Source organism: Amycolatopsis sp. NPDC114503, from assembly GCF_055633655.1.
Window position 1 is genome coordinate 1,371,396 of record NZ_JBVKDT010000001.1, and the last position, 20,096, is coordinate 1,391,491.

A 20,096-nucleotide genomic window follows, 5' to 3' on the forward strand; every position below is an offset into this window, starting at 1 on the left:
GCGAGGATACCCGCGGGCTATTGCACAAGAGTTGTTGTACAACTACTGTTGTGCAACATGGAGGTCCGCGATTCCCAAGTGCTGGCCGCGATGTCGCATCCGCTGCGCCGCCGCCTGCTGGACATGCTGAAACTCGACGGCCCGGCCACCGCGTCGGTGCTCGCGGAGAAAACCGGGCAGGCGGTGGGCAATGTGAGCCACCACCTGAAGGTGCTTTCCGGGGCCGGGCTGGTGGTCGAAGCGCCGGAACTGGCGCGGGACCGGCGGGAACGCTGGTGGCGGCGTCCTTCCGGCACGTTGTCCTGGGCCACTTCGGATTTCGCCGGGGATCCGGTGGCGGAGGTCGCGGAGACGGTGAGCCTCGATCGGCAGATGACGTTGTCCCGGGAGTGGCTTTCGGAATTGGAGACGGCCCCTTCGGAATGGCGTGACGCGTGGTTCTCGTCTGATGCGTGGATGCGGTTGACGCCTGCGGAATTGGCGGAGCTGAACGAGCGGATGGCTGCGCTGTTCGCGGAATTCGGCGCGAAGGCGGATTCTGATCCTTCGACGGAACGGCAGCCGGTGTTCGTGTTCGGGCGCGGTTTCAGAGCTGAGCCGTGAGGGGTGCCGCGTTCCGTCTCTTGTGGACTGGACAGACGGTCAGCACGGTCGGCAGCGCGGTGGCGAGTGCGTCGGTTCCGTTGGTGGCGTTGCTGGTACTGCATGCCTCGACGTTCGAGGTTGCTTCGCTGACTGCTGCGGCGTGGATTCCCTGGCTCGCGGTTGGTTTGCCTGCCGGGGCTTGGGTCGACCGGTGGCCTAAGCGGCGGGTGATGCTGGTTTGCGACGTCATCCAGATGGCGGCTTTTCTTGTCGTGCCCATTTCGTGGGCCTTGGGGTTTCTCTCTGTCGGCTTACTCTTGGCTGCCGCTTTAGTCGGCGGCTTCGCCAAGGTATTCTTTTCGCTCGCCTACCGGGCTTTCCTTCCGTCCGTTGTGGACGATGCCGATCTGTTGGGAGCCAACGTCCGGCTCCAAGGCGCGGAATCCGCGGCACAAGTCGGCGGCCCTGGCCTGGCCGGGCTGCTGGCGTCGGCGTTCGGGCCGGTCAGCGGCGTGCTCGTGGATGCGTTGAGCTTTGGGTTTTCCGCACTGTGCCTGGGTTTCCTGCGCGCGGATGAACCGCCTCCTCGTTCACGAACGCGCTTGCGCACGGAAATCGCCGAAGGAATGCGAATCGTGGCCCGGGATTCGTATTTGCGGGTGCTGGTCCTGTCCGGCGGGGTCGCGAACCTGGCTCTGAACGGCTTTTACGCGGTGGCAGTGGTGTTTCTGGTCGACGTGCTTGGCCAGGGCCCGGGTGCCGTCGGACTGGTGCTCGCCCTTGGCGAAGTCGGCGGAGTACTAGGCGCGACGCTGGTGAGCCGGGTCGCCCGACGAACCGGTACCGCCTGGGGATTCCTGTGGTGCGAGGCGCTGGTCGTACCGGCGATGCTGCTCGGCCCGCTGGCTCAGCCGGGGTGGGGCCTGACGCTGTTCGTCCTCGCCGGAGCGGGAATCGCGGCGGGCGTGGTCGGGTCGAACGTGCTGGGCGCGACGTTCCGGCAGCGGTATTGCCCGCGCCATCTTTACGGTCGGATCAGCGCGAGCTCGTCGATGGTCAACTACGGCACCATCCCGCTGGGCGCCCTGCTGGGCGGGGCGCTCGGACAGGCGGCTGGGGTGCGGGTGGCGATGTTCGCGATGGTGGTTGTGCAGTTGGCGTCGCTGGGGGTGTTGTTGCTGGGACCTTTGCGGCGGGCTCGGGATTTTCCCCAAGTCGCGCTTGCTGTGGACAACCCGGCTGAAGTGGGTGGGGTTGTCGGTGGGGGCGGATAGGCTGGGCATGGGCCGGTCCCCCGGAGGAGGGCGGGGCTGTGCTCGGCGGGGCTGTGCTCGGTATGCGGGTGGCGTTTGTTCGCGATGGCGGGCGTTCGGCTGATGTCGCTCGTCCTGCCGCTGTTCGGGCCTTTGCGGCGGGTGCGGGATTTTCCCCAAGTCGCGCTTGCTGTGGACAACCCGGCTGAAGTGGGCGGGGTTGTCGGTGGGGGCGGATAGGCTGGGCATGGGCCGTCCCCCAGAGGAGGGCGGGGGTCGCGCTTCCCGCGGTCTGATCGCAGGGAACGCCTGGCGTGCGGAATCCAGCTGCTGCGCGCCGAAACGCGGCAGAACCCCAAAACGTGATGCCAGCCAGCCAGCTCAGGAACGCCAAAGGCCTATCGCCAGCACCGCCCGCCCACCCGCCAAACAGCCCACCCGGCAAGAAAAACCGCCGAACCAGCCAGAACTAAAGCAGCAACACCTCAACCTCATCCCCCTCCGAAGCCGCCGAAACCTCCTCCGGCAACACAATCAAGCAATTAGCCTGCGTAAACGCCGCCAGCAAATGCGACCCGGGCCCGCCCCGAGGCCCGACAACCCCAGTCACCTCACCAAGAACCGGCGTATAAAACCCCCGCCGGAACTGCCGTCGCCCGGCCGGGGACGTCATGTCCTCGGTCAACCGAGCCCGCACGCGCCGCCGATCCACGTCCGAATGGCCCATCGCCGAAAGCACCGCCGGTCGCAAAAACGCCTCGAACGACACCAGCACGCTCACCGGATTCCCCGGCAGCGTCACCACCGGCACGCCGTTCCACCGCCCGCATCCCTGCGGCCCGCCAGGCTGCATCGCGATCTTCTGGAATTCCACGCCCTGCCCGGTCAGCGCGTCCTTCACCACTTCGTACGCCCCGGCCGACACCCCGCCCGACGTGATCAGCAGGTCCACCGACTCCAGTCGCGGCTCGATGATCTTGCGGAATTCCTCCACATCGTCGACCACGCTGCGCACGACCTCGACCTGGCAGCCGAGCCCCTGCAAAGCCGCCGCCAGCATCACGCTGTTCGATTCGTAAATCTGCCCGTGCTGCAACGGGTTCGGGGCTTCCACCAGTTCCGTGCCGGTCGACACCACCAGCACCGACAGCGGCCAGTGCACCTCCAACTCCGCCAAACCGACCGCGGCGGCGAGGCCCAGGTGCGCATGGCTCAGCACAGTGCCCGCGTGCAGCGCGACGGTCCCCTTCGTGACGTCCTCGCCGGTCCGGCGGATGTGGTTGCCGACAGAGGCCGCGCGGGAGATCTGGACTTCCGACGTGCCGCGGTCGGTGTCCTCCACCATCACGATCGCGTCCGCGCCCGGCGGCAGCGGCGCGCCGGTCATGATCCGCTGAGCGGTACCCGGTTCGAGCGGTTCGACGTCTATCCGGCCGGCCGGGATGTCGTCGGCCACCGGCAACGTCACCGGGACCTCGGCGACGTCCGCGGCGCGCACGGCGTATCCGTCCATCGCGGAGTTGTCGAACGGCGGCAGCGCCACGTCGGCGAGCACGTCGCGGGCCAGGACGAGCCCGGCGGCTTCGGCCACCGGAACAGTGCGGACGGGCGCGCGGCCGAGCAGTTCGGTCACGGTCTCGCGGTAGGCGTCGACGGAGATCACGCGGACCATCCTCCCTCTTGCTGCCCGTCGTGCAACACTCTCCCGGCACAAGCCGGGGAACACGGGGAGAGTTCTGATGCAGTTTCGGGTCCGCAACCAGTTCGGGCGCGCCGCGCTCGCGAACCCCCGCTGACATGCGCGTCCACACCAGGCACACGCCGGGGTTCGGCGTCGCCCGCGTGCTGCTCGCTCCCGGCGAAGCGGTGCAGGCCGCCGCGGAATCGTTGCTGGCCAGCAGCTTCAACGTCGCCGAGACGAACCAGAACCGCGGCCGCAAGGGCGGTCCCTCGGTGTTCACCGCGCCACCGGAGGGCGGCTGGGTCGATCTGGCCCCGCTCGGCCCCGGCGACGTCTATCCGCTCGAATTGACCGGTTCCACCGGCTGGTCGGTGCACCGCGAGGGCGTGCTCGCCCGGCCGAGCACGGTCCGCGTCGACCAGAACTGGGCCCCGCTGCAGCAGTTGTTCGGCGCCGATTCCGGGTTCCTCGAGCATTACAGCGGCCGCGGCCCGCTCCTGCTCACCGCGCCCGGTCCGGTGGACTCGTTCGACCTCGGCCGCGGCGAGATCGTGACCGTGCGCCCGGACTATCTGCTCGCCTATCCCGACACCTTGCAATGCCGGTTGCGCGCGCTTGACCCGAGCGGTCCGCAGTCGTTGCGAACCGGCGAAGGACTCGTCCTCGATTTCGCCGGACCGGGAACCGTGCTCGTCCAATCGCGCAACCGGCGAGTGTCGCAGGCGTAAGGGGAATCTGCCGATTACCCCATTGCCGGGGGCGCTGATTCCGGTAGCGTGAACTCCACTTCGCACGCTGATGGACAGCGGATTCTTGTCCCGAGGGAGGGCGCCGTGGCAGTCGGCACCGTCAAGTGGTTCAACTCGGAAAAGGGCTACGGGTTCATCGAATCCCCCGAGGGTCCGGACGTCTTCGTCCACTATTCGGCCATCCAGGCCGACGGATTCCGCACTCTCGACGAGGGCGATCGGGTGGAGTTCGAAGTCCAGTCCGGCCGCGACGGCCGAAGCCAGGCCGCGGACGTCCGCAAGGTCTGACGAGGCAGGTCCGCTGACCGGTTGGGCGAACCGGCAGTGGCAGCGGATACCGGCGCGTTAAGCTGCGCTGCGTGACAGGCGACGTGTCGGGGGACCTCACCGGTCGCCAGCTGGGCCACTACCGCATCGACTCGGTGCTCGGCAAGGGCGGCATGAGCGTGACCTACCAGGCCACGGACACGCGGCTCGGCCGCAAGGTGGCGCTGAAGGTCATCGGCGACCACCTCGGCGCGGACGCCGAGTTCCGCGAACGGTTCGTCGACGAGGCACGCAACACCTCCGCGATCGACCACGCCAACGTCGTCCCGCTGTACGACTTCGGCGAACTCGAAGGCATGCTCTACATCGCCATGCGGATGGTCGACGGCGGCGACCTCGCCGGCCTGATGTCCGCGGGCCCGATCAGCCCGTCCCGCGCGCTCAGCCTGCTCGACCAGGTCGCCGACGCTCTCGACACGCTGCACAACCACGGCCTCGTGCACCTCGACGTCAAACCGGCCAACGTCCTCGTCACCAGCCGCGAGACCTCCCGCGAGCACGTCTACGTCGCCGACTTCGGCCTCACCCGCCGCGGCGCCACCGGCCACCGCACGCGCGGCGGCGACTTCCTCGGCTCGCCCACCTACGCCGCCCCGGAACACCTGCGCGGCGAACCGCTCGACGGCCGCACCGACCAGTACGCCCTCACCTGCGTGCTGTTCGCCTGCCTGACCGGCAACCCGCCGTTCCGCGGCGACGTCCCCACCGTCATCAAGGGCCACCTCGGCGGAGAGCCGCCGTCGGTGGCGAGCGTGGTCGCGCTCCCCGCCGCCGTGGACGACGTGATCCGCAAGGGCATGGCGAAAAGCCCGAACGACCGTTACCCCAACTGCGTCGCGATGATCGCCGCGGCTCGGGTGGCGCTCGGCCCGCTCGCGACCTCGGACACCCCGCCGGGCCCCGCCCGGCCGAACGGACTTCCGGAGGCGGGCATGCAGCAAGGTCCTGGATCTGGCGGACCCGGTGGTCCTGGCGGTCCCGGTGCTAGTGGTCCCGCCGGTGCTGGTGGACCCGGAGCCGCTGGAGCTGGCGGACCTGGTGGCCCCGGTGGACCGGGCGCACAGCCGGGAGGTCCCGGCACCGCGGGGCAGGGCATGCAGGCGGGTGCCCCCGGCGTTGGCGCGCCGGGCGCGGGCGCCCCCGGCGGACAGGCCGTTCCCGGTGCGTGGGCGCAACCCGGCCAGCCCGGATACGCCGCACAGGGCGGCTACGGCGGCCCCGCCGCTTACGGCAACCAGCCCCCGCCCGGTTATCCAGCACAGCCCGGCCAGCCCCAGCCCGGACAACCCGGCCAGCCCCAGCCGGGTCAACCCCAGCCCGGACAACCCGGTCCGCCGCAAGGAGGTCAGCCGCAGCCAGGCCAGCAGGGCTACCCCGGCCAGGCCCCGGCAGGCCCTCCTCCCGGCTACGGCTACCCAGGCCAGCCCGGCCCCGGTCAACCCGGCCAGCAACCTCAGCAGGGCCCCCCGCCCGGCTACGGCTACCCGAACCAGCCCGGCTACCCCGGTCAGCCCAACCAGCCGAACCAGCAGGGCCACCCGACCCAGGCCTTCGGCGACCCGATGCGGCTGCGCCCGCCGTCCCCGGCAGGCGGCGCGGGCGCGTTCGAGAAGCAGTCCAAGAGCGGCGGCCTGAAGTGGCTGTGGATCGCGCTGGGCATCCTCGTCGTGGCCGGACTGGTCGTCGGCGCGATCTTCCTCTTCGGCGGGGACGACAACGGCAACGGCGGCACCGCCCCGACGTCGTCCGCTCCCAACATCCCGGTCGGTCCCGGCGGCTCGAAGTCCGCGGGCCCGTCGTCGCTGCGCCCGCCGCCGTCGTCGATCCACATCCAGCCGAGCCACTGACCCGGCCGACCTGCTCTCCGAAGAGCACCGACGCTGACCTGCGCTCCTTGCACTCGACCCCGGAGAGTGCTAAACACGGCATTGGCACTCGACGCCGTCGAGTGCTAGGCGAGCGGTCACCGACCGCCTGCCTGAAGGTCGGGACGGTGAGGCTGACCCACCGGTCAGTCGTCCGTCGCGGGCACCGAGCCTGGCCGAGGACGTGTCCTGCTGCCGCCGCTGGAGACAGCGCGGCGGTGGCGCCCAATACCGGAGGACCACACCGCAATGGCCAAACTGATCGCGTTCGACGAGGACGCCCGCCGCGGTCTTGAGCGCGGCTTGAACACCCTCGCCGAAGCCGTCAAGGTGACCCTCGGCCCGCGGGGCCGGAACGTCGTGCTCGAAAAGAAGTGGGGCGCGCCGACGATCACCAACGACGGTGTCTCCATCGCCAAGGAGATCGAGCTCGAGGACCCGTGGGAGAAGATCGGGGCCGAGCTCGTCAAGGAAGTTGCCAAGAAGACCGACGACGTCGCGGGCGACGGCACCACCACCGCCACCGTGCTCGCCCAGGCGCTCGTGCGCGAGGGCCTGCGCAACGTCGCGGCCGGCGCCGACCCGATCTCGCTGAAGCGCGGCATCGAGGCGGCCGTCGAGGCCATCACCGAGCAGCTGCACAAGGCCGCCGTCCAGATCGAGACCAAGGAGCAGATCGCTGCTACCGCCTCGATCTCGGCCGCTGACCGCACCATCGGCGAGCTGATCGCCGAGGCGCTGGACAAGGTCGGCAAGGAAGGCGTCGTCACCGTCGAGGAGAGCAACACCTTCGGGCTCGAGCTGGAGCTCACCGAGGGCATGCGCTTCGACAAGGGCTACGTGTCCGGTTACTTCGTGACCGACCCGGAGCGTCAGGAAGCCGAGCTGGAGGACCCGTACGTCCTGCTCTTCGGTTCCAAGATCTCCAACGTCAAGGACGTCCTGCCGCTGCTGGAGAAGGTCATCCAGTCCGGCAAGCCGCTCCTGATCATCGCCGAGGACGTCGAGGGCGAAGCCCTGGCGACCCTGGTCGTCAACAAGATCCGCGGCACCTTCAAGTCCGTCGCCGTCAAGGCCCCGGGCTTCGGCGACCGCCGCAAGGCGATCCTGCAGGACATCGCGATCCTGACCGGCGGCCAGGTCATCTCCGAGGACGTCGGCCTCAAGCTGGAGAACGCGGACCTGTCGCTGCTGGGCCGCGCCCGCAAGGCCGTCATCACCCGTGACGAGACCACCATCGTCGAGGGTGCGGGCGACGCCGACCAGATCCAGGGTCGCGTCAACCAGATCCGCGCGGAGATCGAGAACTCCGACTCGGACTACGACCGCGAGAAGCTGCAGGAGCGGCTCGCGAAGCTGGCCGGCGGCGTGGCCGTCATCAAGGCCGGCGCCGCGACCGAGGTCGAGCTGAAGGAGCGCAAGCACCGCATCGAGGACGCGGTGCGCAACGCCAAGGCCGCCGTGGAAGAGGGCATCGTCGCCGGCGGTGGCGTGGCCCTGATCCAGGCCGCCGAGGCCGCTTTCGCGGGCCTGAAGCTGACCGGTGACGAGGCCACTGGCGCGAACATCGTCAAGGTCGCCGTCGAGGCTCCGCTCAAGCAGATCGCGATCAACGCCGGTCTCGAGGGCGGCGTCGTGGCGGAGAAGGTCAAGTCCCTCCCGCAGGGCCACGGCCTGAACGCCGCCACCGGCGAGTACGAGGACCTGCTCGCGGCCGGCGTGCCGGACCCGACGAAGGTCACCCGCTCCGCGCTGCAGAACGCCGCTTCCATCGCGGCGCTGTTCCTGACCACCGAGGCTGTCGTCGCGGACAAGCCGGAGAAGGCTTCCGCCGCTCCGGCCGACCCGTCCGGCGGCATGGGTGGCATGGACTTCTGAGTTCGGCTGCTTTCCGGCGAAGCCCGGTTCACCCTCGCGGTGGGCCGGGCTTCGCCCGTTTCCGAGCCGGCAACTCAGTCTTCGGGCGTCAGCACGGCCGCGGCGGCGTAGACCGGGAGGATCACCCCGGCGGAGAGCACGGCCCCGGCGACCGCGGCGATGCGCACCATCGAGGGGTCGACGTTGAGGTATTTGGCCCATCCGCCGCACACGCCGGTGAGCATGCGGTCGGAGCGGCTGCGGAAGATCTTCTTGGCCGGTGCGGCCTGCACGTTGTCCGTCATGCCAGCAATACTCCGCGACCGGGGCGCACCGCACATCCGGGATCGCCCCGGAGATAGCCCCGGGGCCGCGACCCTGAAGTCTCCCTTACCCGCTGATCCGGCGGACCCGCTCGAACCGGTCCAGCCATGCCGCCTCGACCTCGGGCGACGCGGCGAATTCGGGGTACCTGTCAGGCTCGGGGGCCTGCCGCAGCACTGGCAGATAACCGTCCACAGGGGACAGACTGTCGGTGCAGACATCCCCGCGCAGCAACGACATCGTGCCGAGTCCGCAGGCGAAGTCCAGCTCCGGCAACGCTCCGGCCAGCGCGAGCCCCGCAGCCAGCCCGACGCTCGTCTCCACCGCCGACGAAACCACGCAGGGCAATCCGCAAGCCTCCGCGACCTCCAACGCGCGGCGCACTCCGCCGAGCGGGGCGACCTTGAGCACGGCGATGTCGGCGGCCCCGGCGACGGCGACCTTCAGCGGATCTTCCGCGCGGCGGATCGATTCGTCGGCCGCGATCCGCACTGATACGCGACGCCGGACGGCGGCCAGGTCGTCGATCGTGGGGCACGGCTGCTCGGCGTACTCCAGTCCACCAGCCGCGCGGTCCAGCTCGCCCAGCGCGTGCACGGCGGTGTCGACATCCCACGCGGTGTTGGCGTCGACCCGGATCGCACCGGACGGACCCAGGGCGTCGCGCACCGCTTCGATGCGCGCACAGTCCTCGGCGAGCGTCGCGCGTTTGTCGGCGACCTTGACCTTCGCCGTGCGGCAGCCGGAGGTATGGACCAGTTCATACGCGCGTTCCGGCGACACAATCGGGACTGTCGTGTTCACCTCAATACGGTCGCGGACTGGCGCGGGCCAGCCTTCTTCGCTCGCTTCGAGCGCGGCGGCGAGCCACGGCGCGCTCTCGATGTCCGAATAGTCAGCGAACGGGCAGAACTCTCCCCAGCCGGCGGGGCCGCGGAGCAACAGTCCTTCACGGACGGTGATGTCCCGGAACCGGGTGTGCAGCGGGAGCGCGTAAACCTGCATGACTGCCGATCATGCCATCGCGGCGGTGAGGGAACCGAGGTGCCGCGGGAGCCGTCTCAACGCCACAATGGAACGTGTGGACGGCCTCGACTTCCGGGTGCTCGGCCCGGCCGAGGTGCTGGCCGGGGACCAGGTGGTGCCGCTGGGCGGCAGCCGCCCGCTGATCGTGCTCGCCGGGCTGCTGCTGCGGGCGAATCGGCTGGTGTCGGTCGACGTGCTCAGCCACTGGCTGTGGGGCGACGACCAGCGGCGGTCGAAGGGTGCGCTGCAGACGTATGTCCTGCGGCTGCGCCGGGCGCTCGGCGACGGCGCGGCGATCCGCACCGAGCGCGGCGGCTATCTGTTGGAAGTCGACGAGAACGCGGTGGACCTCGGCAGGTTCCGGCAGTTCGCGTCCCGCGGCCGCAGCGCGGCGGAGCGAGGCGAACACCGGCGGGCGGCGGGGTACTTCGAGGACGCGCTCGGGCAGTGGCGGGGTTCGGCGCTGCAGAACGTGGAGTCGGACGCGCTGCACCGGGACGAGGTCGGGCAGCTCGCCGAGGAACGCACGCGCGTGCGCGAGCTGTGGGCCGAGACGCTGGTGACTGTTGGCGAGTACGACACTGTCGTGCCCGAGCTGGAGCGTCTGACGCGCGAACATCCGCTGCGCGAACGGCCGCACGAGCAACTGATGTACGCGCTGCTTCGCTCCGGGCGGCAAGCCGAAGCTCTGGACGTCTACCGGCGGATCAGCGGACTGCTCGCCGAGGAACTGGGTTTGGACCCCGGTGCCGGACTGCAGCGCGCGCACCGGCTAGTGCTGGGTGGCGACGAGGGAACCCGATTCCGGACACCTCTGGAACCTCATGTGCCGCACCAGCTTCCGGCCGACCTCGGCGCTTTCGCCGGTCGAGCGGCGGATTTGAAAGCCCTGCGCGCATTGCTTCCGGAAGCTCTGGACGACGGCACTTCCACGCCGATCGCCTCGGTGGAAGGCATGGGCGGACAAGGGAAAACGACCCTGTCCGTCCACTTCGCACACCAGATCGCCGACCGTTTCACCGGCGGTCAGGTATTTCTGGACCTCCGCGGCTACGGCCCGGGCGCTCCGGTGTCGCCGATCGCCGCGCTGGAAACGATGCTCATCGCACTGGGCGTCCCCGCCGACCGCATTCCGTCCGGTTTGGACGAACGCGCGGCTACCTGGCGCACTTACACCACCGGCCGACGTCTGCTGGTGGTGCTGGACAACGCGAACAGCACAGAACAAGTGCGTTCGCTGCTGCCCGGGCCTGGATGCCTGGTCGTAGTGACGAGCCGCTGGCAACTGCGCGGACTGGTGGCGACACACGGAGCCCGCCGGATCGCTCTGTCCGAATTGGACAGCGAAGAGGCGGTGGAACTTCTCGCGTCGGCCATCGGCGTCGAACGAGTGCATGAGGACCCTGCCGCGGCCGGTCGCTTTGTCCAGTATTGCGGCGGACTTCCGCTGGCGATCCGAATCCTCGCCGTGCGCGCGGCCCAGTTCCCCAGGCTGCCGCTGGACGAGTTCGTAGCAGCATTGCCCTCGGACGCCGGCCGGTTGAGCACGTTCGACCTCGGCGACGGCGACGAGACCAACATCCGCACGGTTTTCTCTTATTCCTACCGGGTTCTGTGCCCGGCCGCGGCCCGGCTTCTGCGGTTGCTGGCCCTGTCCGCCGGTCCGGACTTGTCGCTGGGCATGGCGGTCGCGCTCAGCGGGCGGTCCGAAAAGGAGACTCGCGGTGCTCTCGACACCCTCGTCTCCACTCACCTGCTCATCCAGCCGAAGCCGGGCCGGTACCAGTTCCACGACCTGATTCGTGCTTATGCGAACGAATTGTCGGAGCAGGAGGACGACGCCGCCGAGCGCGCGGCAGCCAGCGCGCGGCTGCTCGACTGGTTCATCGCGTCGGCGCGGAACGCGGGTTTGGCGATGCGCCCGAACCAGCTGATGGACGAAATCGGCTCGATCCCGTCGGCTGGCGCGCTGGAATTCTCGGATTTCCATCGTGCGTTAGCCTGGTTCGGCGAAGAACACGGGAACCTGATCTCGGTGATTCAATGGTCGTTCCGGATCGGCCAATACGCGCAATGCTGGCGGCTGGTCTGGTCGCTGTTCACCTATTTCGCCGGACGCGCCAGGGTGGACGAATGGCGGTACGTCTTCGAGATCGGCCTGCGGGCAGCGCGAAATTCCGGAGAACGACACGGCGAAGCGGCGATCCTCAATGGACTCGGGGTGATCGAGGGAGTCGCCCGGAATTACGTGCTGGCGCGCGAATATCTCGAGCAGGCGCTGGCCGTGCAGCTGGAACTGGGCTCGCTGCCTGGGGAGGCGCGGGCGCGCTACAACCTGGCGATGACCGCGCAGAGCATCGAGGATTTCCCGGAGGCGTACCGGCATGGTTTGCGGTCGCTGGAAATCACGCGGGAGCTGGGTTTGACCTCGGTGGAGGCGAACGTATTGCGCGCTTTGGGCGACCTGTGCGCGATGATGGGCGACTACCCGCAGGCACTGTCGCTCGCGGACGAGGCGCTGGCCTTGGTTCCGCCGGACGACCTTCCGCAGGGCCGCTTCTCGCTGGCCGCGCGGGCACGCGCGTTGCTGGGCTTGGGCCGGCATGTGGAGGGAATCGAGTGCCTGTCGGAGGCGGTCGACATGTTCTTCGCGATGGACGAGGAGTATGAGGCCGCGGATGTCCTGTCGGAACTGGGGACGGCGCATTTGCGGTATGGCAGGACCGCGGCGGCGCGAGACTGCTGGCTGCGCGCGGTTCGGTTGCTGACGAGATTGGACCATCCGGACGCGGACCGGGTGCGGGCGCAGTTGGCTGGGTTGGTGCGGGGGTAGTTTCGGTTGTGCCGCTGCTGCGGGGGTGGCTGGTTGCGTGGCTGAATCGCTGGGGTGGGTGGCTGGTGGTGTGGCTGATTTGTTGGGGCGCGGGCGGTTGGTTGCGTGGCTGAGTCGCTGGGGTGTGGGCGGTTGTTGATGCGGCTGGATCATCCGGGTGTGGTTCGGGTGGGGTCGGCTGGTGTGATGCGGCGGAAAGTGCGGCGGCTGGGGCTGCTCGTTGCTTGGCTGAATTGCTGGGATGCGGGCTACCGGTGGCGTGGCTGAATTGTTGGGGTGTGGGTGGCTGTTGATGCGGCTGGATCATCCGGGTGTGGTTGGGGCGGCGTCGGCTGGTCTGATGCGGCGGAAGGTTCGGCGGCTTGGGGTCGCTGGTTGCGAGTAGTCCGGCTGGATCATTCCGGCGCGGACCGGGTTCACGTGCAGTTGGCGGGCTTGCCGAGGACTTGGCGAGGGGTTGGCTTAGTCCGCGCCGCGCCGCGCCGCGCCGCGCCGCGGTGGCGTGGGCTGGGGTGGCGTGGGGCTGGGGTGGCGGGGGCTGCTGACTGTGCGGTTTGGATCGGGCGCGGGGCAGTCGCTTGGCCAGGTGCGGGATTAGCTTCGGCTGTGCCGCTGCGGTGCGGGATTGGTTGAACCAATCCCCAAGCGGGCGGGCACGCAGCCGGTCGACCTCGTGCAGGGATAGCTTCGGCCGTTTGGCGGAACGGTTCCCCTGTTGGACGCGGGAGGGCAGCCGGGCGCGGTGGTCCGCGTGCCGACCCCCAGCGGCAGCACGTAGACCACCGGCGGCCCGGATCACTACCCAACCGAAGTGCGCTCACTGTCCGCTCACTGTGCCTGGTCGGTTTCGGTGGGGAGGCCGAGCAGACGGGTCAGCGTGACGGCATTGTGCGGGGCGGCGGCTTTGCTGTCGTTGTCGAAGTAGACGTGCACGTCTCGGCGGCCGCCGTCGTGCCATTCGGTGATCTTCGCTGCCCAGGCGCGCAGGGCTGAGTCGGAGTAATTGCTGGTGTAGAGGTCTTCCGAGCCGTGCAGGCGGACGTAGCTGAAGTCAGTGGTCTGGTCCTCCCGGTACGGCCACGGCGCGGCGGCGTCGGCGGTGACCAGGGCGACTCGGTGTTTTTTGAGCAGGTCTGTCGCTTCGGTCGCGGTGAAGCTGGGGTGGCGCACTTCGAGCGCGTGCCGCACTGGTCGATCGGGGCCTGATTCCAGGAAGGCTTCGGACTTGAGTTTGTCGTCGTGCTTCGCTCCGAGCGCGGCGGCTTCGCTGGTGGTGCGGGGGAGCTGGCCGAGAAACGTGGAGACTCGATCGGGGTCGAAGACCAGCCTTGGCGGGAGTTGCCAGAGGAACGGGCCCAGTTTGTCGGCGAGCGCGAGGACGCCGGAGGCGTAGAAGTTGGCGAGTGCGGTTTCGACGTCGCGCAACTGCTTGAGATGGGTGATGAACCGGCCGCCCTTGACCGCGAACAGGAATCCGGCCGGGGTTTCGGTGTGCCAGCCGCGGTATCGCTCGGGACGCTGGAGCGAGTAGAAGGAGCCGTTGATCTCGACGGCGTTCGTCCGGCGGGAGAGGTACTCGAGTTCGCGCCGCTGCGGCAGGCCGGAGGGATAAAACGCGCCGCGCCACGGCGGGTATCGCCAGCCGGACGTGCCCACTCGAATCTGGCCGATCTCGCTCACCGCCTTTCGCCGCCGAGGGTTCCCGTGCGGACGGTTGCGGTAAACCCGCCCGCGCGGCCGTTTTCCGGACAGGTGGGCTAAGGATTGGGACATGCGTCCTGAACGGAGGGACGTGGGTCTCATGGGGTTGACTCCGTTGCCTGGCCGTCGGGTCGGGACGCGGAGGGGACGGAGAGACGGCGAATGGGCGGACGGCGGTGATTGCGGTGGAAGGGGAGGGAGATCGCGGGAGGCCGGGGCCGGTGGGACGAAGGTCCCAGGGGCGCGGAAATGCGACGCGAATGGGAGGTGCGACCGAGGCTTGGGGCCGAGGACACGGCCGATGGTCCGGGGGCAGGGGACGGCAGGAGGTTGGCGGGCACCGCTTCTGTCCGTTCGGCGGGCGAATCTTGCCTGCGGCGTGGCTGGTTGAACTTGCCGGACCTGGCTGAGGCAAGTACACGCTCGCCCGCTCGGCCGGGCCCGCCGGAGGCAAGTCACGCTCGTCCCAACTGGTCCGGCTAGCCCTGGTGTGGTCCGACGAAACCTGCCCAGCGCGGGAGGCCGCTCCGCCGAGCCCGACAGGGCCGTCGGGTCCGCCAGATCCGTTAGGCCCGCGAGGCCAGCCGAGTCCGCGAAGCCCGCGAGACCCGCCAGGCCCGCCGTGCCCGATGGATCCGCCGCGCCCGTCAGGCTCGTGAGGCCGGCCGCGCCCGCTGATTCCGCCGCGCCCGTCAGGCTCGCGAGACCTGCCGCACCCGCTGAATCCGCCACACCCGCCGCGGAATCGGCGGAACCTACTCAGCCCCCAGCCCAACCGTCCCGCCCCGCCCGCCCCGCACACCGTCACTCCCTCAGGCCCACGAGAACCTCCATCGGCGGCTCTGCACCAGAGAGCTCGCGTACTCCCGCAAGTTCCCCGGCTGGGCGAGGTACGTCGGGAGGCTGAAGGCGCGGTGCTCGGCGGCCACCGTCAGCGCTCTGGCGTGGGTGCGGGGTGGGGCGGACACCGACAGTTCCAGCGTGTCGAAGCCGAGCGTCACCAGGGTTGCGCCGAAGCGGTCTTCCCAGCTGCGCAAGACTGCCGACAGCTCGGCGACCTGGTCCGTCGACTTGATCATTCCCGTCCAGCCGATGAGAGCGGGAACATCGGCTGGACGGTCGGCTTGCACCAAGCCCAGCCGGTGGGGCGTGCGGGCGGCCAGGATCGAGCCGGTGTTGCCTGCTTCGGCCAGGGGGTCCGAGCGGCGGTGCGAGCGTTTCGCCAAACCGGGGAAGCGGGTGCCGAACGGGCGCAGGCAGGATCCGTCGCAGCAGGAACCGTCCCACCAGCGGGCCAGGACTTCGGCGGGGTCGGCGTTGTCGACGCGGTGGCCGGCGGGCGCGAGGCGGCCCCGGTCGTCCAGCCAGTCTTCTCCGCGGGCGGTGAAGCGCTGGTCGGGCGGGATCAGCACCGGCCACAGCCCGGAACGGTCGAACTCGGCGACACAGCTCAGGTACCGCTGCGGCCGCGTGAGCGGCTCCTCCGACACCCAGATGCGCCCGTGCCAGCGTCCTGGCGGCAAGGTCTGGACCGGCGGTGCCCCGACGCCGGGGCGGAACGGTGCGATCGTCATGAGCTTCCCCTCGAACTGGTGTTCGGTGCCTGCATATCGAACAGTAGTTCGAACCACCGACAATTTCCAGCGCGCCGCTCGCTCATCCGTTCGAGTGAACCTGGAGAAAGCCCAGGTCGAGGGGCGGAAAGAGTCAGCGCCGGGAAACTCGGCGCACCCGGACCGCCACGAACAGGCCGATGGCGATCGCCACCGCGGCCAGCACGGCGTACTGGAACACCGACGCGTACCGGTCCACCAGTGACCAGCTCTCCCCGAGCAGGTAGCCGGCCACGACGAACGCCGTGTTCCACAGCAGGCTTCCCGCCGTCGTGAGCAGCAGGAACCGGCCGAACGGCATTCGTTCGACGCCTGCGGGCAGCGAGATCAGGCTGCGGAAGATCGGCACCATCCGGCCGAGGAACACCGCCTTGCCGCCGTGCCGGGTGAACCACGCTTCGGTCCGGTCGAAGTCGGCGGCGTCCATCAGCGGCAGGCGGCTGAGCAGGGCCCGGCAGCGGTCGCGGCCGAGCAGGGCGCCGAGCCAGTAGACGATCACGGCGCCGGCAAGGGATCCCAGCGTCGTCCAGAAGAGGGCTCCGGCCAGGCTGAACGTGCCGCGGCTCGCGGAGAATCCGGCCAGCGGGAGGACGAGTTCGCTGGGGATCGGCGGGAACAGGTTGTCCAGGCCGACGACGATCGCTGCGCCGATGCCGCCGAGCGAATCCATCAATCCGACGGCCCAGCCCGCGAGTCCGGTGAGGGGTTCGGCGGGGGCGGAGAGCAAGAGGTTCACGAGGGTCCTTTCACTTCGAATGCGACGTTTTCGAAGGTGGAAAGGCAAGGCGCGCAACACATTGCTGTCGGCCACCCGGAGAAATGCGGAAAACCGCAGTACGTCCGGCGCCGCTGGCTGGCTAGCCTGATCAACGTGAACAGACCGCGAGTGCTGCGCCGGACGGCGGGCATCGGCCTAGGTACCCTGACAGCGCTTATCGAGGTGCCATACGTGGTCCTAGCCGCACCGCTCCTCGCCATCCCCAAAGCACGGCCAAGGGTGCTCCGCGGCGCCCGCAGGCTCGCCGAAGTCGAACGCGCCCGCCTGCAACGATTCCTCGATGCCAGGAACGGCGACGATTACGACGGCCGCCGAGCTATGCAGTACCTCCTACCGCGCAGCCTGACCGGGCTTCTCGCGTTGGGCGTGTGGGTGTGCATCGGCGCAGGGGCAGTGGCCGGCGTCCTCTACTTCGTCCAGTTGGTCACCGGGCGAGCACCTGGCGGAGCCCCGGACGGGACTCTGCTGGACTGGCTCCCGGTCCTGGCCCTCGGCGCGATCGCGGTGTTCCTTTGTGGACAGGGCCTGATCGGCGCAGCCGCGCTTGATCGGAGGCTGGCGCGGCGGTTTTTCGGGCCCAGCGGGCAGGAACTGTTGCGGCGCAGGGTATCCGAGCTGGCGACAACCCGGAGCGAAGTGGTCGAGGCGGTCAACGGCGAACGTCGTCGCATCGAGCGGGATTTGCACGACGGGGTACAGCAAAGACTGGTCGCGCTCGGAGTGCTGCTCGGCCGGGCACGCCGGGCGGGGGACGCGGGCCGCGCGGCTGAGCTGGTCCGGCAGGCGCACGAAGAATCGCAGGAAGCGTTGCGCGAGCTGCGAGAGGTGAGCTGGCGCGTGTACCCGATCGCGCTCGACGAAAGTGGTCTTGAGGCCGCGCTTGAGTCTTTGGCCGAGCGCGCCACGATCCCGGTCGACCTTCGTTACGCGCTCGACGAGCCCTCGCCGGAGCTGGCGACAGTCGTCTACTTCGTGGCTTCCGAATCAGTCACCAATGCGGCCAAGCATGCCAGCGCAAACAAAGTCACGATTGACGTCCGCCGTGAAGAAACCAAGCTCGTCGCTGAGATCATTGACGACGGCTGCGGCGGCGCGACCATGAACGAGAACGGCGGACTATCCGGGCTGGCAAGGCGGGTAGCGGCGATGGACGGCGAGTTTTCCTTGCAGAGTCCGGAAAACGGACCGACCACAGTGCGGGTGACGTTGCCGTGCGAGTGATCCTGGCCGAGGACGCGACATTGCTCAGAGAAGGCCTCGTACGGCTACTGGCGGAGGAAGGCCACGAGGTGGTCGCCGCAGTCGGCGACGGCGAGAAACTCCTCGAAGCGACCGCCGAACACCAGCCCGACGTGGTCATCACGGACGTCCGCATGCCGCCGACCCACACCGACGAAGGGCTGCGCGCCGCGCTCGAAATCCGCGAACGTTGGCCCGACACCGGTGTGCTCGTGCTGTCCCAATACGTCGAGAAACGCTACGCCGCCAAGCTCATCGGCGGCGACGGCGGCCGCGTCGGCTACCTGCTCAAAGACCGGGTGGCGCAGGTCGGCGACTTCCTCGACGCGCTGGACCGGGTCGGTGCCGGTGGCGCGGCCTTCGACCCGGAGGTGGTGCGCAGGCTGGTCGCCCGCACGTCGCACGAGGACGCGCTCGCCCGGCTGACCCCGCGCGAGCGCGACGTGCTGGAGAAAATGGCGCAGGGCCACACGAACGCGAGCATCGCGACGCTCCTGTTCGTCTCGCAGAGCGCCGTGGAGAAGCACGTGAACGCGATCTTCGACAAGCTCGATCTGCCGCAAGCGAAGGGGTACAGCCGACGCGTGCTGGCCGTTCTCCGTTACCTCGGCTCGTAACTCACAGCGGTCGGCGCAAATCCTCCGCGTCGACGATGTGGTACGCGTACCCCTGCTCGGCGAGGAACCGCTGCCGATGCGCCGCGTACTCGGTGTCCACTGTGTCCCGCGAGACGATCGAATAGAAGTGCGCCTGCCGTCCGTCGCCCTTCGGGCGCAACAGCCGGCCAAGGCGTTGCGCTTCCTCCTGCCGCGAGCCGAACGTGCCCGACACCTGGATCGCCACCGACGCTTCCGGCAGGTCGATCGAGAAGTTCGCCACCTTCGACACCACCAGCGTGCGCAGTTCGCCGCGGCGGAACTTGTCGAACAGTTCCTCCCGCTCCTTGTTCCGCGTCGCGCCCTGGATCACCGGGGCTTCCAGCTCCGCGCCCAGCATTTCCAGCTGGTCGAGGTACGCGCCGATCACCAGGGTCGGCTCGCCGGCATGTTTGTCCACAATGGACCGGATCACCGGGATCTTCGTCATCGCCGTGGCAGCGAGCTTGTACCGCTCGTCGGAGTCCGCGGTGGCGTACTGCAGGCGTTCGGACTCGGTCAGCGTCACCCGCACCTCGGTGCATTCCGCGGGCGCGATCCAGCCCTGCGCCTCGATGTCGCGCCACGGCACGTCGTACCGCTTCGGGCCGATCAGCGAGAACACGTCGCCCTCTCGGCCGTCCTCGCGCACCAGCGTGGCGGTCAGCCCGAGCCGTCGCCGCGACTGCAGGTCCGCCGTCATCCGGAACACCGGCGCGGGCAGCAGGTGCACCTCGTCGTAGACGACCAGGCCCCAGTCGCGCGAATCGAACAGGTCGAGGTGCCGGTACTCGCCCTTGGTCTTGCGCGTGACCACCTGGTACGTCGCGATGGTGACCGGCCGGATCTCCTTCTTCTCCCCGGAGTACTCGCCGATCTCGTCCTCGGTGAGCGACGTGCGCGCGACCAGTTCGCGCTTCCACTGCCGCCCGGCGACGGTGTTGGTGACCAGGATCAGCGTGGTCGCCTTGGCGTGTGCCATCGCGGCCGCGCCGACCAGCGTCTTGCCCGCACCGCACGGCAGCACGACGACGCCGGAACCGCCCGCCCAGAACGCTTCCGCGGCTTGGCGCTGGTAGTCGCGCAGGTGCCAGTCTTCCTCGGCGAGGTCGATCGGATGCGCTTCGCCGTCCACGTACCCGGCGAGGTCCTCGGCGGGCCAGCCGACCTTCAGCAGCGCCTGTTTGAGCCGCCCGCGTTCGGACGGATGCACGATCACCGTGTCGTCGTCGATCCGCGAGCCCAGCATCGGGCTGATCTTCTTGTTGCGCGAGACCTCTTCCAGCACCGCGCGGTCGGTCGTGGCCATGACCAGGCCGTGCGCGGGGTGGTTGGCGATCTGCAGCCGCCCGAACCGGCCCATCACGTCCACGACGTCGATCAGGAGGGGCTGCGGCACCGGGAACCGCGAGTAGGTGGTGAGCGCGTCCACCACCTGTTCCGCGTCGTGGCCTGCGGCACGCGCGTTCCACAACGCGAGCGGCGTGATCCGGTAGGTGTGCACGTGCTCGGGCGCTCGTTCCAGTTCGGCGAACGGCGCGATGGCGATCCGCGCGTCGCCGGCACGCGGATTGTCGACCTCGAGCAGCACGGTTTTGTCGGACTGGACGATCAGGGGGCCATCAGACAC

General features: G+C 69.1%; 16 protein-coding genes. 9 read left to right on the forward strand and 7 right to left on the reverse strand.

Annotated elements, in window-relative coordinates:
* Positions 1 to 57 precede the first annotated feature (57 nt).
* The gene (locus tag ACZ7OI_RS06750) at positions 58 to 603 is read left to right on the forward strand and encodes an ArsR/SmtB family transcription factor (protein ID WP_470263160.1); all 546 of its coding nucleotides are present in this window, start codon (positions 58 to 60) and stop codon (positions 601 to 603) included.
* A complete protein-coding gene (locus tag ACZ7OI_RS06755; protein ID WP_470263161.1) occupies positions 600 to 1,859 on the forward strand; it encodes an MFS transporter in 1,260 nt (419 codons plus the stop codon). Before ACZ7OI_RS06750 ends, ACZ7OI_RS06755 begins: the two co-directional genes overlap by 4 nt.
* A 448-nt stretch (positions 1,860 to 2,307) precedes the next feature.
* On the opposite strand, the gene moeA is transcribed toward ACZ7OI_RS06755, so the two are convergent.
* Entirely contained in the window at positions 2,308 to 3,501 is a 1,194-nt protein-coding gene (moeA, locus tag ACZ7OI_RS06760) for a molybdopterin molybdotransferase MoeA (protein ID WP_470263162.1), read from the reverse strand.
* Between the two features lie 134 nt (positions 3,502 to 3,635).
* On the opposite strand from moeA, the gene ACZ7OI_RS06765 reads away from it, so the two are divergent.
* The 4 genes from ACZ7OI_RS06765 (at position 3,636) to groL (ending at position 8,338) form a co-directional block, all read left to right on the forward strand.
* On the forward strand, positions 3,636 to 4,247 hold the full coding sequence (locus ACZ7OI_RS06765; protein ID WP_470263163.1) for an AIM24 family protein: 612 nt from the start codon (positions 3,636 to 3,638) through the stop codon (positions 4,245 to 4,247).
* A 105-nt stretch (positions 4,248 to 4,352) separates the two neighbouring features.
* Positions 4,353 to 4,556: a cold-shock protein gene (locus tag ACZ7OI_RS06770; RefSeq protein ID WP_009083993.1), complete on the forward strand. Its 204-nt coding sequence runs from the start codon at positions 4,353 to 4,355 to the stop codon at positions 4,554 to 4,556.
* A 71-nt stretch (positions 4,557 to 4,627) separates the two neighbouring features.
* Positions 4,628 to 6,442, forward strand: coding sequence for a serine/threonine-protein kinase (locus ACZ7OI_RS06775; protein ID WP_470263164.1), 1,815 nt, complete (start codon positions 4,628 to 4,630; stop codon positions 6,440 to 6,442).
* A gap of 267 nt (positions 6,443 to 6,709) precedes the next feature.
* A complete protein-coding gene (groL, locus tag ACZ7OI_RS06780) occupies positions 6,710 to 8,338 on the forward strand; it encodes a chaperonin GroEL (protein ID WP_037807888.1) in 1,629 nt (542 codons plus the stop codon).
* A gap of 74 nt (positions 8,339 to 8,412) precedes the next feature.
* Here groL and ACZ7OI_RS06785 read toward each other — a convergent pair whose 3' ends face one another.
* Positions 8,413 to 8,622 carry a PspC domain-containing protein gene (locus ACZ7OI_RS06785; protein ID WP_162834553.1) on the reverse strand — a complete coding sequence of 70 codons (210 nt, stop codon included), beginning with the start codon at positions 8,620 to 8,622 and terminating at the stop codon, positions 8,413 to 8,415.
* Between the two features lie 85 nt (positions 8,623 to 8,707).
* Positions 8,708 to 9,646, reverse strand: a complete 939-nt coding sequence (locus ACZ7OI_RS06790) for an o-succinylbenzoate synthase (RefSeq protein ID WP_470263165.1) — start codon at positions 9,644 to 9,646, stop codon at positions 8,708 to 8,710.
* Between the two features lie 67 nt (positions 9,647 to 9,713).
* Between ACZ7OI_RS06790 and ACZ7OI_RS06795 the strand changes: the two genes are divergently transcribed.
* Positions 9,714 to 12,500 carry an AfsR/SARP family transcriptional regulator gene (locus tag ACZ7OI_RS06795; protein WP_470263166.1) on the forward strand — a complete coding sequence of 929 codons (2,787 nt, stop codon included), beginning with the start codon at positions 9,714 to 9,716 and terminating at the stop codon, positions 12,498 to 12,500.
* A gap of 828 nt (positions 12,501 to 13,328) precedes the next feature.
* Here the strand turns inward: ACZ7OI_RS06795 and ACZ7OI_RS06800 are convergent.
* The 3 genes from ACZ7OI_RS06800 to ACZ7OI_RS06810 all read right to left on the reverse strand — a co-directional run bounded on the left by ACZ7OI_RS06800 (position 13,329) and on the right by ACZ7OI_RS06810 (position 16,550).
* Entirely contained in the window at positions 13,329 to 14,180 is an 852-nt protein-coding gene (locus ACZ7OI_RS06800; protein ID WP_470263167.1) for a DUF72 domain-containing protein, read from the reverse strand.
* Positions 14,181 to 15,013: 833 nt separating this feature from the next.
* Positions 15,014 to 15,775: a DUF4253 domain-containing protein gene (locus ACZ7OI_RS06805; protein WP_470263168.1), complete on the reverse strand. Its 762-nt coding sequence runs from the start codon at positions 15,773 to 15,775 to the stop codon at positions 15,014 to 15,016.
* Between the two features lie 133 nt (positions 15,776 to 15,908).
* Positions 15,909 to 16,550: a DedA family protein gene (locus ACZ7OI_RS06810; protein ID WP_470263169.1), complete on the reverse strand. Its 642-nt coding sequence runs from the start codon at positions 16,548 to 16,550 to the stop codon at positions 15,909 to 15,911.
* A gap of 135 nt (positions 16,551 to 16,685) precedes the next feature.
* Between ACZ7OI_RS06810 and ACZ7OI_RS06815 the strand changes: the two genes are divergently transcribed.
* Positions 16,686 to 17,813: a sensor histidine kinase gene (locus ACZ7OI_RS06815; protein WP_470263170.1), complete on the forward strand. Its 1,128-nt coding sequence runs from the start codon at positions 16,686 to 16,688 to the stop codon at positions 17,811 to 17,813.
* Positions 17,804 to 18,448 (forward strand): response regulator transcription factor, encoded by a 645-nt coding sequence (locus ACZ7OI_RS06820; RefSeq protein ID WP_470263171.1) that lies wholly within the window; start codon positions 17,804 to 17,806, stop codon positions 18,446 to 18,448. The genes ACZ7OI_RS06815 and ACZ7OI_RS06820 overlap by 10 nt, the downstream gene beginning before the upstream one ends.
* A gap of 1 nt (position 18,449) precedes the next feature.
* Here the strand turns inward: ACZ7OI_RS06820 and ACZ7OI_RS06825 are convergent, their stop codons facing one another.
* Entirely contained in the window at positions 18,450 to 20,096 is a 1,647-nt protein-coding gene (locus ACZ7OI_RS06825) for a DNA repair helicase XPB (protein WP_470263172.1), read from the reverse strand.

Excerpts from the sequence above, each read along its gene's own strand:
- ACZ7OI_RS06765 (WP_470263163.1), top strand. The coding sequence starts at position 3,636 with ATGCGCGTCCACACCAGGCACACGCCGGGGTTCGGCGTCGCCCGCGTG.
- ACZ7OI_RS06750 (WP_470263160.1), top strand. The coding sequence starts at position 58 with ATGGAGGTCCGCGATTCCCAAGTGCTGGCCGCGATGTCGCATCCGCTG.
- ACZ7OI_RS06785 (WP_162834553.1), bottom strand. The coding sequence starts at position 8,622 with ATGACGGACAACGTGCAGGCCGCACCGGCCAAGAAGATCTTCCGCAGC.
- groL (WP_037807888.1), top strand. The coding sequence starts at position 6,710 with ATGGCCAAACTGATCGCGTTCGACGAGGACGCCCGCCGCGGTCTTGAG.
- ACZ7OI_RS06805 (WP_470263168.1), bottom strand. The coding sequence starts at position 15,775 with ATGACGATCGCACCGTTCCGCCCCGGCGTCGGGGCACCGCCGGTCCAG.
- ACZ7OI_RS06795 (WP_470263166.1), top strand. The coding sequence starts at position 9,714 with ATGGAACGTGTGGACGGCCTCGACTTCCGGGTGCTCGGCCCGGCCGAG.
- ACZ7OI_RS06790 (WP_470263165.1), bottom strand. The coding sequence starts at position 9,646 with ATGCAGGTTTACGCGCTCCCGCTGCACACCCGGTTCCGGGACATCACC.